Raw genomic sequence first — 14,963 nt, 5'->3', positions numbered from 1 at the left:
AACAAAATAATTCAAAAAAATCAACTCTCATACACCATCGCTAAAAACCGGCACCCCTCAATACCAGAAACAAAAATGCCAGACAGCCTAAACCCTGCCCGGCATTTTCTACCTTTTCACCTTTCTTAGTCACCACTAAGCGACCTTCTTACCTGATTATCACATGTTCCTAGCTATTGATCAATTCCTCTATTTTTTCACGCGCAGCTGCCAATGCGGTAGACGCTACATCTTCGCCATGCGCTGCACCATTCAATAAGACTACTTCTACATCATGAACACCCATGATACGGAATACGGTCTTCAGATAGTTGGTCTGAAAATTCATGTGTTCGAAATACTCACCTGGCTCATACCCTTTACTTCCACGTACGAGTAATAAGAAAGCCTTCTTATTCTTAAGAAGTCCGGTGTAAGGGTCCGTCTTTCCAGGCTCGATCAGTACTGTCTCATTTACGCGGAGCACCTGGTCTATATAAGCCTTCAGCGAACTGGGAATTGACCAGTTATACATCGGTGTACCTAAAACAATGATATCTGCTTCCTTCAATTCTCCTACCAGCGTATTACTAACGCTGAGTGCTGCTTCATTTTCTGCTGTACGTAAGTGCGGAGGTGTAAAAGCGCCCGCTATCCATGCTTCAGAAACATGCGGGATATTATCCTGTCCTACTTCACGATGCACCACACTATCCTCCGGATGCTTCTGCTTCCATTTATCAACAAATATTTCTGTTAAATTCCTGCTGAAAGATCTATCCTTTCTTGCGCTTGCGTTAATGACCAGTATCTTACTCATAGTCCTGTTATTTATCTAAGATTTGTTATTTCACTTATTCTCTATACTACATCCTCATCTTAACCATTTTCATTCTACGGGTGCAAAAGTATTACGCCTTGATATCTGCATGAGGTACCAGAAGTATATACCCAGGTAGTCCAGCATATACTGCAATTCCAATGACAATATTTTTGAACGTACGTTTAACGATATTTCGCCATTTTGATTTCATCTGGTCCGTGCCTATCTTCGATCTGTGCAATGAGGTGACAGATAAATTTTCCGACATGCTTCCTTATAAAAATCTCATAGTTATAGATAAAAAGAGTAATGTAGCCGTATACAAGCAACTTGCTCTTCAATTCATTAACCTGATCCAGGAAGGAAAACTATTGCCCGGTGCTGAACTGCCTAGTACCCGTACACTGGCGAATGACCTGCAATTGCACAGAAAGACCATCATGGCGGCTTATAATGCATTGGTAACGGAAGACTGGATAGACAACCTGCCCCGTAAGGGCTACGCTGTATCTCTCCGCCTACCGGTGGTTAGGCCAAGATCTTATAATACAAACAGGTTAGGGGCATATAAAGGGATCAGTAGTTTCGGATTTGAAAAACTGGAAACAGTAATTTATCCTTCGGTCTCACTTGCCCATTCACGTATTGTTGTAAATGATGGTTTCCCTGATATTTCTATTCTTCCTGCGGAAGCTATCATAAAAGAATACAGGAATGTCCTGGAGTATACTACATTGAACAGGATCGGTACAGAATGGCATGCAGAAGGCTCGCCGGATTTCCGGAAGTCGCTCTGTACCTTCCTGAACCAGACACGGGGGATGGACATTGGCATGGACAACCTGCTTACTTCCCGCGGTGCACAAATGGCTATTTACCTCGCAGCGTCATTGATCATCCAGCCGGGCGATAAAGTTGTAGTCAGTGATCCCAGCTATTTACTGGCCAGCATGCTTTTCGAACGACTTGGGGCAGAGCTTATCCGCGTACCGGTAGATGAAGAAGGAATGTGTACAGTACCCCTGGAAGAGATCCTTAAAAACAATGATGTACGCTTACTATATGTTATTCCGCATCATCATCATCCCACCACTGTTACATTAAGCGTTCAACGGCGGAATCACCTGTTGCAGTTGATAAAGGCCTATGACCTTGCTGTAATTGAAGATGATTATGATTACGATTTCCGGTACCAGTATGATCCTTATTTACCCCTGGCAAGCGGAGATCACGGCGGCAATATCATCTATATCGGATCACTTACAAAAGTGCTGGGGACGCCCTTCCGGTTGGGATATATGATCGCAACACAGGAGTTTGTACAATCGGCAGCCAAACTAAGAGCACTTATAGATTTAAGAGGGGAAGTGCTCATGGAACAAACTGTTACTGGTCTGATAGATAGCGGGGAGCTGGCGCGGCATATAAAGAAAGCCAACAAGCTGTATGCACAGCGTTGTGATTTTCTGTCTGATCTGATCAACGATGAACTAAGCGATGTTGTTGATTTCACCAAGCCTACTGGTGGCATGGCTTTATGGTTAAAGTTTAAGCCAACGTTTCCTTTATCTAAGATAGTTAAGAAAGCAGGCACTATGGGACTAGCATTCACAGGCAGTGTTTACAATGAGGATGTAAATGGCCGGTTCAATGCATGCAGGTTTGGTTTTGCTTCTCTGCAGGAGGAAGAAATGAAAGAGGCCATACACATTCTGAGAAAGTCTGCAGATAGCCTGGTAAAATAATTTGTGTGGTACACCCAATAATAATCATCTGGTCCCCGACACGCACTTTCTGCACTTTTAATTTTGCGTTGTAGCATTTAATACAACGCCATATGAAAATAGTAAAAGCACAAACAAAAGAAGACATCGAGCTTGCAAGGGAAGCGATCCTTCAGTTCAGACCAAACGTTAATCCGGCATCCTTAATAGAACAAGTTCAGCAAATGATGCGCGAAGAGCAATTTGAACTGGTTTACGTTTTGGCAGAAGACGGCAAAAAAGCTGCGGCTTTTACAGGTTTCAGGACATTGCATCACCTTATGACAGGAAAGATCATTTACATTGATGACCTGTTTACTTTGCCTGAATACAGAGGTCATGGTTATGCGGGAGCTTTACTGGACTATGTACATAGTCAGGCTAAGGAAAGAGGAATAGCCAACGTGCATCTGGATAGTGGGTATTCATTGCATCCGGCACATCGGTTATATCTTAGCAAAGGATATGTGATGGCATGCCATCATTTAGCTAAGGAGATAAAGTAATAAAGTTCCGATATAACATAAATAATCACGAACCCTGCGCATTACTGCACAGGGTTTTTCAATTAGTACGATGATCAGCGGATTTTCTCCCGCCGGTACCGATAGAGAATTTTGCCCTAATATTTCTTTTTATTAAAATATATAATATATTTGTTTGAGAATGAAAATCAAGCACCTGTACTTTTGTAGGTACAGCGATGTTATGTGCACAGCACGCAAGATATCGGCCAGGAGATTTTACAATACTGGAGACTTCAAAACAGTGGGGACCAGATCCGGAGATAGTAACAGATCAAACAAGTTGTTTACTCAGTTGCAATGTTGATATGCCTCGTGTTCGCACTGAATACGGGGCTTTTTTATTAACAAAAGACTATATTCATATAATATTCCCAACAATACCTACACTTTATGGCTGTATTTACCTTTATACTGCTGATCGTCATTCTTATAATGGTCATCATTACGAAGAATGATCTCACGGGTAAAATAGAAGAGATGAACCATAAATTGGATCTTCTCATCAAACATCGGGAAAGAGTTGCCCCAACAACAAACGAAGAAAAAACAGCTTCCCCTGATTACAACAGGCAACCAACATTGAAGCCCGAACCTGCGCCGCATATTCCACCAGTAGTTCCTCCGGTGATACCGGAAGCTCCGACGCCGCCCGTTATTGAGGTGGTTACTCCGCCGCAACCAGCACCTATAATACCTGAACCTGTTTCCGAACTGCCGCAACCAGCAAGAGAAGCGGCATTTACTGCTGCGGTAGCAGTACCGATAGCAGCGCAGGAATCAGCAAGACCGAAGGAACCCACTCCTACTTTCTGGGAAAAGAACCCGGATCTGGAAAAGTTCATTGGAGAAAACCTGTTCAATAAGATTGGTATCGCTATTCTCGTTATCGGTATAGGGTTCTTCCTGAAATATGCGATAGACAAGAACTGGATCAACGAGATCGGTAGAACTTTCATAGGTATCGTTGCCGGTGGTATCCTGATCGGCCTTGCACACCGTTTACGGAAAACCTTCACTGCTTTTAGTTCTGTACTGGTAGGCGGTGGCGTGGCAGTTCTCTATTTCAGTATCACGATTGCCTTTCAGCAATATCATCTCATTGGCCAGACCCTGGCTTTCATTATGATGGTGCTCATCACGGCTTTTACTGTGGTATTGTCGCTTAGCTATGACCGGAAAGAGTTAGCCGTACTCGCCATACTTGGCGGGTTCTCTGCTCCCCTGCTCATCAGCACAGGTGCAGGAAATGCAGCGGTACTGTTCACCTACATTCTTATCCTGAATATAGGTATGCTGATACTGGCCTATTTCAAGAAATGGAATATCGTTAATATCATCAGTTACATAGCGACAGTCATACTGTTTGGCAGCTGGCTGTCTTTCAGTATTCAACAGGAGGCTACCAGACCCGTTCCATACGTTACAGCACTGGTATTTGCCACGCTGTTCTATATTGTATTCTTCCTGATGAATGTAATCAACAACCTCCGCCAGCGCGTCAGCTTTCAGGCGGGTGAGATCCTGATCTTACTCAGTAATACCTTCCTTTATTATGCAGCGGGCATGATCATATTGTCACATATACATGCAGGTATTTTCCAGGGATTGTTTACCGCCTGCATGGCAGTGTTCAACTTTGCTTTTGCCTATTCGCTGTACCGCAATCAGCATGCTGACAGGAACCTGATCTACCTGCTGATCGGCCTTACATTGAGTTTCCTGAGCCTTGCTGCACCAGTACAACTGAAAGGCCATCATATTACCCTCTTCTGGGCTGCTGAATCTGTGTTGCTGTTATGGCTATACCAGCGCTCAGGCATAAAACTGATGCAATATGCTTCGGGGCTTGTATTCTTCATGATGAGCGTCAGCCTGATGGTGGACTGGCAACAGACATATGAAAATCTCCGTTATGCAGGTAGCGGACATATGCCGCCATTGCTCAACCAGGGGTTTGTTACGGGAATTGTATGCATCGCAGCCCTGTTCATCATAAGAAGATTACTGAAAAATGATCTGGGTAAGCAATACTTTATCGAGATCCCGGTATCAATGTTAAGAAAGGCATTGGGGCTTTTTGCTCTTGCTGTTATTTATATCGTGGGTATACTGGAACTAAATTATCAGTCAGGCATTTACTGGCTTTCCGTTGCGTTCATCAACGATGGTATTTACAATTACATTTTCATTTGCATCCTGCTATATCTCAGCAGGAAAGAACATGTTATATTCAGAATAATGTCTGTCGCAGTTGCTGCGCTCTTCATACTGCATTTCATGGTGGTGTATAACAGCCTGATCATCGACCTACGGGAGGACTATCTGGAAGATCATAACCGTCTGGCAAATTTCCTGCTTACCTATTTACTGATCGCTTCATTGCTGGCCATGCTCTATCAGGCATATCTGACGGTGAAAGTGATTCGTAATAAAAAATACATGCATATTTTCCAGTGGGCTGCGACATTTTCTCTGGTGTATGTATTAAGCGCCTCACTTGATAATATAGTAGCACTGAGCGCCGGGCAGCCGAATATCAATATGAGCGATATTATAAGCAGCAGTCAGCGTACGGGGTATACTATCCTCTGGGGAGCGTTTGCCTTTATGCTGATCTATCTCGGCTTCAGATGGCAGTCTAAACAAGTGCGTATTATTGCTATCAGTTTATTTGCTTTAACACTGCTGAAACTATTTCTGTTTGATCTGCATGATCTGTCAGAAGGAGGAAAGATCGCAGCATTTATTTCTTTAGGTATTATCCTGCTGATCATTTCCTTTATGTATCAGCGGTTGAAAAAAATATTACTAACAGATGAGAACCAGACGCCCCTTTAAATTCTTTCAATTATTCGCTTTCCTGTTCATCATCACAGGTATACTGCCTGCCAGCGCACAACAATTTACCTGGCAGGCAGGACTACCTGCTATTAGTGAAACAGGTTTTTATACTATCTCCCTACACCCGGAATTCATTGCCAAGAGTGATGATACTGCGCTGACCGATGTACGGCTCTTTGAGCGGGAAACAGCTGTTTCCTACATTCTGCGGCACGATACACCATATATCACGCTGCCCTCTCCCGTGATAACTACCCGGAATGATGCAGCCCACAGAAGAACGGTCATTCAACTGCAATTCAAAGAAGAATACCTTATTGAACAACTGAAACTGACGGTGGCTACTCCGGCTTATTTCAAACGGTATATATACATTACGAAGGATACCAGCAGCATGACGCCTGGTCAGGAATTTGCCCTTGTCTCCGGTCAGCCGGCTGCATTTAAGTTATACACACCGCTCAAAACAAGGCAGTGTTTTATCATTATCAAAAATGAAGATAATCCCGCCCTACAGGTGAAAGATATCAGCGCCCGGCAACAGCATATTTATCTTACTGCCTGGCTGGAAAAAGGAAAGAGTTATTTGCTGAAGACAGGTGTTCCTGACCTGCCTGCGCCGGTTTATGACCTGCCGTATTTCGCCAATAAGCTACCGGAAAGGATACCGATGCTGGAAGCAGGCAATATCACACCTATTCCGGCCGTTATAAAAAATATGCCTTCACCGGCAGCTGAAACGCATTCCTCCGTATTCACGAGTAAAAAGTGGATCTGGGTAGGGATATGCAGCATAATTGTGCTCATCGCCCTGTTAAGCATCCGTTTACTCCGGGATATGAGGGAGCGGAAATAACAGAATTTATTCAGGATATCTTATTATCTTGTAACAATTTATATTTTTCCTTAATCTATAAAATAGACTATCTTTATTCACATGAAGACCGCTGCTGCTAAAAATTATTCCAATCTCGTGTTTGATCTGGGCGCTGTGCTGATAGACTGGAATCCCCGTTATCTCTACAATAAGATCTTTGCAACAGCCGCAGAAACCGAGTTTTTCCTGACTAATGTCTGCACTTCTGCCTGGAACGAGGAGCAAGATGCAGGCAGAAGTCTGCAGGAAGCTACCGAGATGCTGGTAAACGAGTTTCCGAAGTTTGAAGCCGAAATACGGGCTTATTATGGCCGCTGGAAGGAAATGCTGGGCGGGCCTATCCAGGAAACCGTGGATATTTTACAGGAACTGAAAGAAGGCAACCAATATAAGCTCTACGCACTCACCAACTGGTCAAATGAAACATTCCCGCTGGCCCTCCTGATTTACCCATTCCTGCAATGGTTTGACGGTATTGTGGTATCCGGCAGGGAAAAGATCCGGAAGCCAAACCCGGCATTTTACAATTTACTGCTCGACCGCTATGAACTGGATGCCTCAGCAACCCTCTTTATTGATGATAACGAGCGCAATATACGCGGTGCTGCAGCCTGTGGTATAGATGGTATCCATTTTACTTCTGCCACGCAATTAAAGGCTATTCTGGAGGAAAAATCAATTCTGCCTATCTCCCTGTTTCATTCATAATTTTTTTCTATAACTGTCTTCGGCCATAAGCATCCCCGGGATTTATGAACGTCCGCGCGTTTAAAACCCAGGGCTGCGAACACAGTTCTCCTGACAGGGCTTGTGTGCGCAGGTAACAGCCTATACAACACAATTTACTGCACAATACGCTGTGTGGTGCAGCATTTACATCTTGCTACTACCGGATGATCTCTCCTATTTTAGGAATACCTTAACATTTCGCAGATAAACTTCATGTAACATCACCTGTTCAAATACGTTACAAGATTGTGCTACTCTGCATACCAGCTGTTGGCACATTTCCTGTTATTGATCATAACAGCCTGTCTTATTTTACTCCCTCTGCCTGCCTGAAATAGCAACAAAATAAAACCCGTGAATATGAAAAGAGTAATGTTATTAATGAGCGCAGCATTGGGCCTGGTAGTGTCATTCAGCGGTTGTGGGAAAGATCCACTCAAAGATATGACAGACGAAGAATCCAGGATCTATGTAACAAACCGTGCAGACAGTGTTGATTTTACTTCCTACAAAACCTTTAGTATTGTCGACTCCGTGGCAGTCGCCACTAATACCAATAACGATGAGCGTGCGTTGACGGACTATGACAAAAAGCTGATCGCAGACGTTACACAGTCATTACAGGCAAGAGGATATACACTGGTGAGCAGAGCTGCCAAACCAGACCTCGCTGTGAACCTTACCCGTATTGACAACACCTACAGCGCAGTTTATTATGATCCCGGTTACTGGAGCGGTATCGGAGGTTATTTTGACCCATTCTACTGGGGCTACCCAGGCTACGGCTATTATTGGCCGACGTATTACCAAGTGTACCAGAAAGAACGTGCAGTTTCCATCGACATTGTTGACCTGAAAAATCCGAAGAACAATAAACTGGTGGCCATATGGAACGCCATGCTACGTGGCAGCGGAGTATGGAACATCAGCAATGTTGACAGCATGGTATCTGCTGTTTTTGCACAGTCTACTTACCTGAAGGCAAACAGTTAATGATTCACTTTAAAAAAGACAGAGATGAAAAGTATAAAGCTTTGGATACTGACGATGATCGCTTTCCTGGGAGTACAATCTGCTTTTGCACAGGTACGCTCTCCTTTATCCATTAACGTAGATTATTCAATTGGGCAACCGCTTGGTTCGCTGAAAGATTATACTGATAAAACCAGTTTCCGTGGCTGGCGTGCAGGCATCCAGTACCAGATAAATGACCAACTGGCTGTTGGTCTCAGAAGTGGCTACCAGCAGTTCTATCAAAGACTGCCACGTGAAGTGTACCCTACAAAGAGCGGAGATATTTCAGCAGTGCAATCCCGCTCACTGGAAGTGACACCAATACTGGCTACTGTCCAATATCAGCTAAGGAAACCTGATGCTGCCATTATTCCTTATGTGGGATTAGGCGTGGGTACGGTAAATATGTTGTACAATAAATACTGGGGAGAATTTACAGACAGGGATAACAGCTGGCAATTTGCTGCTTCTCCTGAAGTAGGTATCAATATTCCTTTTGGCAAAGGATCTCCACTATTGTTTAATGCCAGTGTACAATATACCTATTCGCCATATAAGCTGCAGGAAATCACAAGTTACAATGTGCTGCAGGCCAATGTAGGTCTGAGGTTACATATCAACTAAGTAGGCATATTCTATAAAAACCACTTTTCCGGAGAAGGTCCTGTAGTGATACGGGACCTTCTTTTATCTGATCAGTAACTTTTCAAAGCCGGGAGAAAAACGTTCCTGTATTTTACCTTTTTCATCCTTGTAGATGAAATATGCTTCCAACCCGTATGCAGGATGTTGACTGATAAAAGACAGTCCTCGCTCCACTCCCATTAAGATCAGTGCATTGTCAAATCCATCCGCTGTAATTGCATCACGGGCAATGACCGTTACACTGATAATGTTACTATGTAATGCTTCACCGCTAATAGGATCTATGCTATGTGCGAAACGGGTACCTCCCTGATCGAAGAAACGCCGATAATTACCGCTGGTTGTGATAGCTTTATTATCCAGCGCCAGTAATGCCTGCACAGGATAAGCATTATCATCTGTGGCAGGACGTTCGATGCCAACCGTCCATACTTTGCCATGCTGATTATGCCCTTTACTGCACAACTCCCCACCAACATCCACGAGGTAATTCATAATCCCTTTCTGCTCCAGTAAGCGGCCCATTACATCTGAAGTATATCCCTGAGCAATACCATTACAATCAATCTCCACACCTTTTTTCTTCTTCGTCAGTTGTTGTCCGTGGACCTGTAAATATTTGTAACCCACATATTGCAGGATGCGCTGTAAAGTATCGGCTGCCGGTATCTTTTGTACTGTGGGTTTACGTACACCAAATCCCCAGATATCCACCAAAGGTTTTACAGTAATATCAAAAGCACCATTACTTGCTTTACTGATCTCTAATGACCTTTTCACAACTGACTGCATATGATGATCCATCTGCACCCTATTTCCGTTATTAAAACGATTGATAAGAGATCCTGGTTTATACAGGGACAGGGACTGATCGATATCTGCAAAAAGGGAATCTACTGCATGCTCCAGAGAAGTCGTATCATCAGAAAGATATTTGATGATATAGTAGGTGCCCTGCGCCTTTCCTTCCAGAGTTACCAGTCGTTGGGCTGCAGTGCTGGTACTGAAGCAAAGGACAAAAAACAAAATAACCAGCTGTTTTACATTTGCCAGTCTGTCCGTCATAATATACATGAATCTCGTAGCTGAAAATTTTATTTACGAAAGATAAGCAACAACATCAATGAAATGCATCCAGGCCGGTGATGTCCTGACCGGTGATCAACAGGTGAATTTCATGTGTACCTTCATAGGTGATCACACTTTCCAGGTTCATCATGTGGCGCATGATAGGGAATTCTCCGGTGATACCCATTCCACCCAGTATGCGCCGGGCTTCTCTGGCAATATTCGAGGCTATTTCGCAGGCGTTACGCTTAGCCATAGAGATCTGTGCAGGAGTAGCTTTTCCTTCGTTCTTCAGGACGCCCAGGCGCCAGTTCATCAGCTGGGCCTTGGTAATCTCCGTGATCATTTCTGCCAGCTTTTTTTGTGTAAGCTGGAAACCGCCAATAGGCTTATCAAATTGAATACGTTCCTTGGCATATCGTAAAGCGGTGTCATAACAGTCCATAGCAGCACCTGTTACTCCCCAGGCAATCCCATAACGGGCAGAAGAAAGACAACTGAGTGGCCCCTTGAGGCCTTTTACGTTTGGCAGGATATTTTCTTTGGGCACCTTTACGTTATCAAATACCAGTTCACCGGTAGCGCTGGCCCTGAGGCTCCATTTACCTTTGGTTTCCGGTGTGGTGAATCCCTCCATTCCGCGTTCCACGATAATGCCTCTTATAGCGCCCTCGTCATCCTTTGCCCACACCACGGCTATCTGTGCAAAAGGAGCATTGGAGATCCACATTTTGGAACCGTTCAGGATCACATGGTCGCCGGCATCCTTAAAATGGGTGATCATCCCGGATGGATTGGAACCAAAATCTGGCTCCGTCAGTCCGAAACACCCCATCCACTCTCCTGAGGCCAGTTTAGGCAGGTATTTACGCTTTTGCTCTTCGCTTCCGAAGGTAAAGATCGGGTACATCACAAGGGAACCCTGTACGGAGGCGGTAGACCTTATCCCACTGTCCCCTCTTTCGAGTTCCTGCATCATCAGCCCGTAGGCAATATGATCCATGCCTCCACCACCGTATTCCTGCGGAATGGTAGGGCCAAAGCAGCCTAGTTCGCCCAGGCCTTTGATAATATGTGAAGGAAAGGTAGCGTGCTGGCAGGCATCTTCAATAATGGGGGAAACTTCTTTTTTCACCCATTGCCGTACGGCATCACGCACCATTAAATGTTCTTCGGTCAACAAATCGTCTATGTGGAAATAATCGGGGGATTGAAACAGGTCTTTAAGCATGTGGAACACGTTTTATAAGTCTTTCTCAATTTAAGACTTCATCCACAAAAAAAGTCCATAGTCTGAAGAACATTCCCAAAAGGGACAATTCTACTGACTATGGACTGCATTATGATATCCAACAGCCCGTTAGCTGTTGGCCAATGTCTGTTTTGCTTCGAGGCACTCGGCCATTTCCTGTTGCAACTGCAGGGCCGCAGCGCGGGCATCGTTGGCAAAGTCTTCACCATTACCGGCGTAGATGATGGAACGGCTGGCATTTACCAGCAGACCGCAGTCTTTATTCATGGCCTGGGCAGAAATATCCTGTAGGTTACCACCCTGAGCACCGACGCCGGGCACCAGGAAGAAATGGTCCGGCACCAGCTGGCGGATATACCCTAACTGGGAAGTCTGGGTAGCGCCTACCACAAACATCAGATTATCAGGCGTTCCCCAGCTCATACCGGCCTTCATTACCTTTTCATAGAGGTATTCATCGCCTGATTGCTGTAACTGGAAGTCCTGGCTGCCCTCATTGGAGGTGAGGCCCAGCATGATGGTCCACTTTTCGTTGAAAGACAGAAAAGGCAGTACACTGTCGCGGCCCATGTAAGGCGCCACAGTCACTGCATCGAAATTGTATGTTTCAAAGAATGTTTTGGCGTATTGTGTGGAAGTATTGCCTATGTCACCACGCTTGGCATCAGCAATGGTAAACAGGCCGGAAGGGATGTACTCAACCGTGCGTTGCAGGCTTTCCCATCCGCGGATGCCCATACACTCGTAAAAAGCAGTATTGATCTTGTAGGATACGCAAAGATCCTTTGTAGCATCAATAATGGCTTTGTTAAAAGCAAATACGGGGTCGGGATGAGAGAGTAAATGGCGGGGAATCTTATGAAGGTCCGTGTCTAATCCCACACAGAGATAAGATTGCCTCTCCTTTATCAGATTCACCAGTTCCTGTCTGTTCATAAATGATTGATTTGGGGCGCAAAGTTAAGTAAAACTTAAGCAATGCCGTTTGAAATGAAATATTAGCTAATTCTGGAATATTGTTTCCGCTCTCATATAAATATAACAAAAGAATCTGAAAAGCGCCAGATAGGTTATCAAGATACCGCTGTAGCCCCGTCCATTTGGATTTTTAAAATAATGTTCCTAACTTTTAGGCACCGCGTTCATGAAAAAAATAATATGAAAAACTGTTCCCGACTTATCTTTTTAGCCCTCTTCCTTTGTGCTTTGCAATCGAATGCACAAATGAAGGTTCCCCTGGTTGGAGTTGCTACTTCCCGTACGAATGATAGTCTTCTGCATGCTGCCGGCTATGATTACATTGAAGAAAATGTACAGAAATTGTTGTCTCCCGCCATACCGGAAGATACTTTTCGCCTCCATCTTGCACAATTGCAGAAAATGCAGTGTAAAGTACAGGCATGTAATGTCTTTTTTCCCGGAGAGATCCGGCTCACAGGTAATAATGTCAACGAGCAGCAGGTATTGACCTATGTAGACGGTGTAATGGCCAGGGCCAAAAGGGCAGGCATCGGGGTGGTGGTATTAGGCAGCGGTGGTTCCCGTAGACTCCCGGAGAATTACAATAAAGACACCGCTACACTGCAGTTCATCAATCTATGCCGTAAAATGGCTGTTGTAGCGGGGAAATATGACTGTGTCATCGCCATTGAAAACCTGAACAGTACAGAGACCAATTTCGTGAATACCCTTGCGGAAGCCGATGCTATCGTAACAGCTGTAAAGCATCCCAATTTCAAGCTGACAGCAGATATTTATCATATGCTGAAAGAGCATGAGTCGCCCGATGTGATCAAAAAAGCCAGCAAGCACCTGGTGCATTGTCATATTGCAGAGAGAGAAAAAAGAACGGCTCCTGGTTCCACCGGCAATGATGTGGCACCCTATATCGCTGCACTCGCAAGTATCCGGTATACCGGCAGGATCTCCCTGGAATGCCGCTGGGAGAATATGGCTACACAAGGAAAACCTACACTGGACTATATGCGCAACCAGATAAAAATGGCCTATAAACAGTAAACCAATTAAATCTATATAGAAATGAAATCACGTCGTGAATTCCTGAAAGATTCCCTGCTCACCGGCGCAGGTGTTACACTCACCGCAATGGGATTGCCTGCCAGCAGCTATGCCCGCATCATCGGTGCCAATGACAGGGTCAATGTAGGACTCGTAGGATTTTCTGATCGTGCGAGACAGACCTTGCTACCCTGTTTCTTTAATAATAACAAGGAGCTGAACTTTGATATTATTGCCGTATCAGATATCTGGAATCGCAGACGTGAGGAAGGAAAAGCATTCCTGCAGAATAAAGCCGGACATGATATAAAAGCCTGCATCAACAATGATGAATTATACAAAATGAAGGACCTGGATGCGGTGATCATTGCGACTGCCGATTTTCAGCACGCTTTTCATACTATTGAAGCTGTGGGTAACAGAATGGATGTGTACTGCGAAAAACCATTCGCGGAAACTATGGATGATGCCCGTAAAGCACTGAAAGCCGTGAAAGCTTCAGGAAAGATATTCCAGGTGGGTACACAACGCCGTAGTGGCGACAGCTATCATGCTGCCAATAATTTCATCAAAGAAGGCAAATTCGGACCGATCACTATGGTGGAAATGACCTGGAACGTGAATCAACCCGGACGCTGGCGCAGACCTGCGCTTGTAAATGAGATCCGTGAATCAGACACTGACTGGCAACGCTTCCTGGCAGGTCGTCCGAAAGATAAATGGGATCCGCGTAAATACCTGGAATATCGCCTGTTCTGGCCTTATTCCTCAGGTATCTTTGGTCAATGGATGACCCACCAGATCGACACCGTACACTGGTTCAGTGGTCTGAAACATCCGCGTACCGCGGTTGCCAACGGTGGTATCTATATGTGGAAAGATGGCCGCACCAATGCCGATACCATCACAGCAGTATTTGAATACGGTCCTGAAAATGATCCTACCTCCGGCTTCCAGGTAGCTTACAGCTCCAGGTTCTCCAACTCTGCCGGCGGCACCAAGGAAATGTATTATTCCAACGGCGGTACGATCGATATTGACAAGAACAAGATCGCGCCTACCGGAGGTCTCACAGAAAGAGAGGCGCAGGAAATGGGGCTGCATGCCAACCTGCTGCCTGAAATGACACTGTCAACCAATGAAACCAAAGTGGCCACCTCTGCTAACATGGGAGGCGATCCGCTGACCAATGCACATATGCGCAACTGGATGCAGAGCGTACGTGACCGTAAACCTACCAATGCGCCTATAGAAGCAGCTTACTCCCACTCTATCGCGCTTATTATGGCAAATGCGGCTTTCCGTACCGGTCAGAAAGCTACTTTCGATGAAGTGAACCAGGAGGTAATAGTGGGTGGCAAACCGTTCTTATTGTAGTTGTTTCTCTTGCTATAATGAAAAAAGCCCTCTGCCAATGGCGAGGGCT

The 14,963-nt window shown here is 44.9% G+C and carries 13 protein-coding genes; 9 read left to right on the top strand and 4 right to left on the bottom strand.

Annotated elements, in window-relative coordinates; translation table 11 throughout:
• Nucleotides 1-169 precede the first annotated feature (169 nt).
• Nucleotides 170-799, bottom strand: a complete 630-nt coding sequence (locus CLV42_RS11830) for an FMN-dependent NADH-azoreductase (RefSeq protein WP_106602129.1) — start codon at nucleotides 797-799, stop codon at nucleotides 170-172.
• Nucleotides 800-1,068: 269 nt separating this feature from the next.
• Between CLV42_RS11830 and CLV42_RS11825 the strand changes: the two genes are divergently transcribed.
• From CLV42_RS11825 to CLV42_RS11795, 7 genes are all read left to right on the top strand, one after another.
• Nucleotides 1,069-2,547, top strand: a complete 1,479-nt coding sequence (locus CLV42_RS11825) for an aminotransferase-like domain-containing protein (protein WP_170117472.1) — start codon at nucleotides 1,069-1,071, stop codon at nucleotides 2,545-2,547.
• Nucleotides 2,548-2,639: 92 nt separating this feature from the next.
• A complete protein-coding gene (locus CLV42_RS11820) occupies nucleotides 2,640-3,071 on the top strand; it encodes a GNAT family N-acetyltransferase (protein WP_106602127.1) in 432 nt (143 codons plus the stop codon).
• Nucleotides 3,072-3,482: 411 nt separating this feature from the next.
• Entirely contained in the window at nucleotides 3,483-5,930 is a 2,448-nt protein-coding gene (locus tag CLV42_RS11815; protein WP_106602126.1) for a DUF2339 domain-containing protein, read from the top strand.
• Nucleotides 5,908-6,789 (top strand): hypothetical protein, encoded by an 882-nt coding sequence (locus CLV42_RS11810; RefSeq protein WP_106602125.1) that lies wholly within the window; start codon nucleotides 5,908-5,910, stop codon nucleotides 6,787-6,789. Before CLV42_RS11815 ends, CLV42_RS11810 begins: the two co-directional genes overlap by 23 nt.
• An 81-nt stretch (nucleotides 6,790-6,870) precedes the next feature.
• Entirely contained in the window at nucleotides 6,871-7,518 is a 648-nt protein-coding gene (locus CLV42_RS11805) for an HAD family hydrolase (RefSeq protein ID WP_106602124.1), read from the top strand.
• A 381-nt stretch (nucleotides 7,519-7,899) separates the two neighbouring features.
• Nucleotides 7,900-8,532, top strand: a complete 633-nt coding sequence (locus CLV42_RS11800; RefSeq protein ID WP_106602123.1) for a DUF4136 domain-containing protein — start codon at nucleotides 7,900-7,902, stop codon at nucleotides 8,530-8,532.
• A 24-nt stretch (nucleotides 8,533-8,556) separates the two neighbouring features.
• Nucleotides 8,557-9,177 (top strand): outer membrane beta-barrel protein, encoded by a 621-nt coding sequence (locus CLV42_RS11795; protein ID WP_106602122.1) that lies wholly within the window; start codon nucleotides 8,557-8,559, stop codon nucleotides 9,175-9,177.
• A 63-nt stretch (nucleotides 9,178-9,240) separates the two neighbouring features.
• Here CLV42_RS11795 and CLV42_RS11790 read toward each other — a convergent pair whose 3' ends face one another.
• The 3 genes from CLV42_RS11790 to pyrF all read right to left on the bottom strand — a co-directional run bounded on the left by CLV42_RS11790 (nucleotide 9,241) and on the right by pyrF (nucleotide 12,454).
• Nucleotides 9,241-10,263: an FAD:protein FMN transferase gene (locus CLV42_RS11790; RefSeq protein WP_170117471.1), complete on the bottom strand. Its 1,023-nt coding sequence runs from the start codon at nucleotides 10,261-10,263 to the stop codon at nucleotides 9,241-9,243.
• A gap of 55 nt (nucleotides 10,264-10,318) precedes the next feature.
• Entirely contained in the window at nucleotides 10,319-11,497 is a 1,179-nt protein-coding gene (locus CLV42_RS11785) for an acyl-CoA dehydrogenase family protein (protein ID WP_106602120.1), read from the bottom strand.
• Nucleotides 11,498-11,626: 129 nt separating this feature from the next.
• A complete protein-coding gene (pyrF, locus tag CLV42_RS11780; protein ID WP_106602119.1) occupies nucleotides 11,627-12,454 on the bottom strand; it encodes an orotidine-5'-phosphate decarboxylase in 828 nt (275 codons plus the stop codon).
• Between the two features lie 288 nt (nucleotides 12,455-12,742).
• Here pyrF and CLV42_RS11775 point away from each other — a divergent pair, with 288 nt between their 5' ends.
• Together CLV42_RS11775 and CLV42_RS11770 are read left to right on the top strand one after the other, a co-directional pair.
• Entirely contained in the window at nucleotides 12,743-13,537 is a 795-nt protein-coding gene (locus CLV42_RS11775) for a sugar phosphate isomerase/epimerase family protein (protein ID WP_170117470.1), read from the top strand.
• A 21-nt stretch (nucleotides 13,538-13,558) separates the two neighbouring features.
• Complete coding sequence (locus CLV42_RS11770) at nucleotides 13,559-14,914, top strand: Gfo/Idh/MocA family protein (RefSeq protein WP_106602117.1); 1,356 nt, start codon at nucleotides 13,559-13,561, stop codon at nucleotides 14,912-14,914.
• Nucleotides 14,915-14,963 lie beyond the last annotated feature (49 nt).

Origin of the sequence: Chitinophaga ginsengisoli (assembly GCF_003014595.1) — a bacterium.
GTDB classification, from domain to species: Bacteria; Bacteroidota; Bacteroidia; order Chitinophagales; family Chitinophagaceae; genus Chitinophaga; species Chitinophaga ginsengisoli.
Note: the sequence above shows the minus strand (reverse complement) of the source record. Positions and strands in the feature narration are given on the sequence as shown.

Excerpts from the sequence above, each read along its gene's own strand:
- CLV42_RS11830 (WP_106602129.1), bottom strand. The coding sequence starts at position 799 with ATGAGTAAGATACTGGTCATTAACGCAAGCGCAAGAAAGGATAGATCT.
- CLV42_RS11825 (WP_170117472.1), top strand. The coding sequence starts at position 1,069 with ATGCTTCCTTATAAAAATCTCATAGTTATAGATAAAAAGAGTAATGTA.
- CLV42_RS11820 (WP_106602127.1), top strand. The coding sequence starts at position 2,640 with ATGAAAATAGTAAAAGCACAAACAAAAGAAGACATCGAGCTTGCAAGG.
- CLV42_RS11815 (WP_106602126.1), top strand. The coding sequence starts at position 3,483 with ATGGCTGTATTTACCTTTATACTGCTGATCGTCATTCTTATAATGGTC.
- CLV42_RS11810 (WP_106602125.1), top strand. The coding sequence starts at position 5,908 with ATGAGAACCAGACGCCCCTTTAAATTCTTTCAATTATTCGCTTTCCTG.
- CLV42_RS11805 (WP_106602124.1), top strand. The coding sequence starts at position 6,871 with ATGAAGACCGCTGCTGCTAAAAATTATTCCAATCTCGTGTTTGATCTG.
- CLV42_RS11800 (WP_106602123.1), top strand. The coding sequence starts at position 7,900 with ATGAAAAGAGTAATGTTATTAATGAGCGCAGCATTGGGCCTGGTAGTG.
- CLV42_RS11795 (WP_106602122.1), top strand. The coding sequence starts at position 8,557 with ATGAAAAGTATAAAGCTTTGGATACTGACGATGATCGCTTTCCTGGGA.
- CLV42_RS11790 (WP_170117471.1), bottom strand. The coding sequence starts at position 10,263 with ATGACGGACAGACTGGCAAATGTAAAACAGCTGGTTATTTTGTTTTTT.
- CLV42_RS11785 (WP_106602120.1), bottom strand. The coding sequence starts at position 11,497 with ATGCTTAAAGACCTGTTTCAATCCCCCGATTATTTCCACATAGACGAT.
- pyrF (WP_106602119.1), bottom strand. The coding sequence starts at position 12,454 with ATGAACAGACAGGAACTGGTGAATCTGATAAAGGAGAGGCAATCTTAT.
- CLV42_RS11775 (WP_170117470.1), top strand. The coding sequence starts at position 12,743 with ATGAAGGTTCCCCTGGTTGGAGTTGCTACTTCCCGTACGAATGATAGT.
- CLV42_RS11770 (WP_106602117.1), top strand. The coding sequence starts at position 13,559 with ATGAAATCACGTCGTGAATTCCTGAAAGATTCCCTGCTCACCGGCGCA.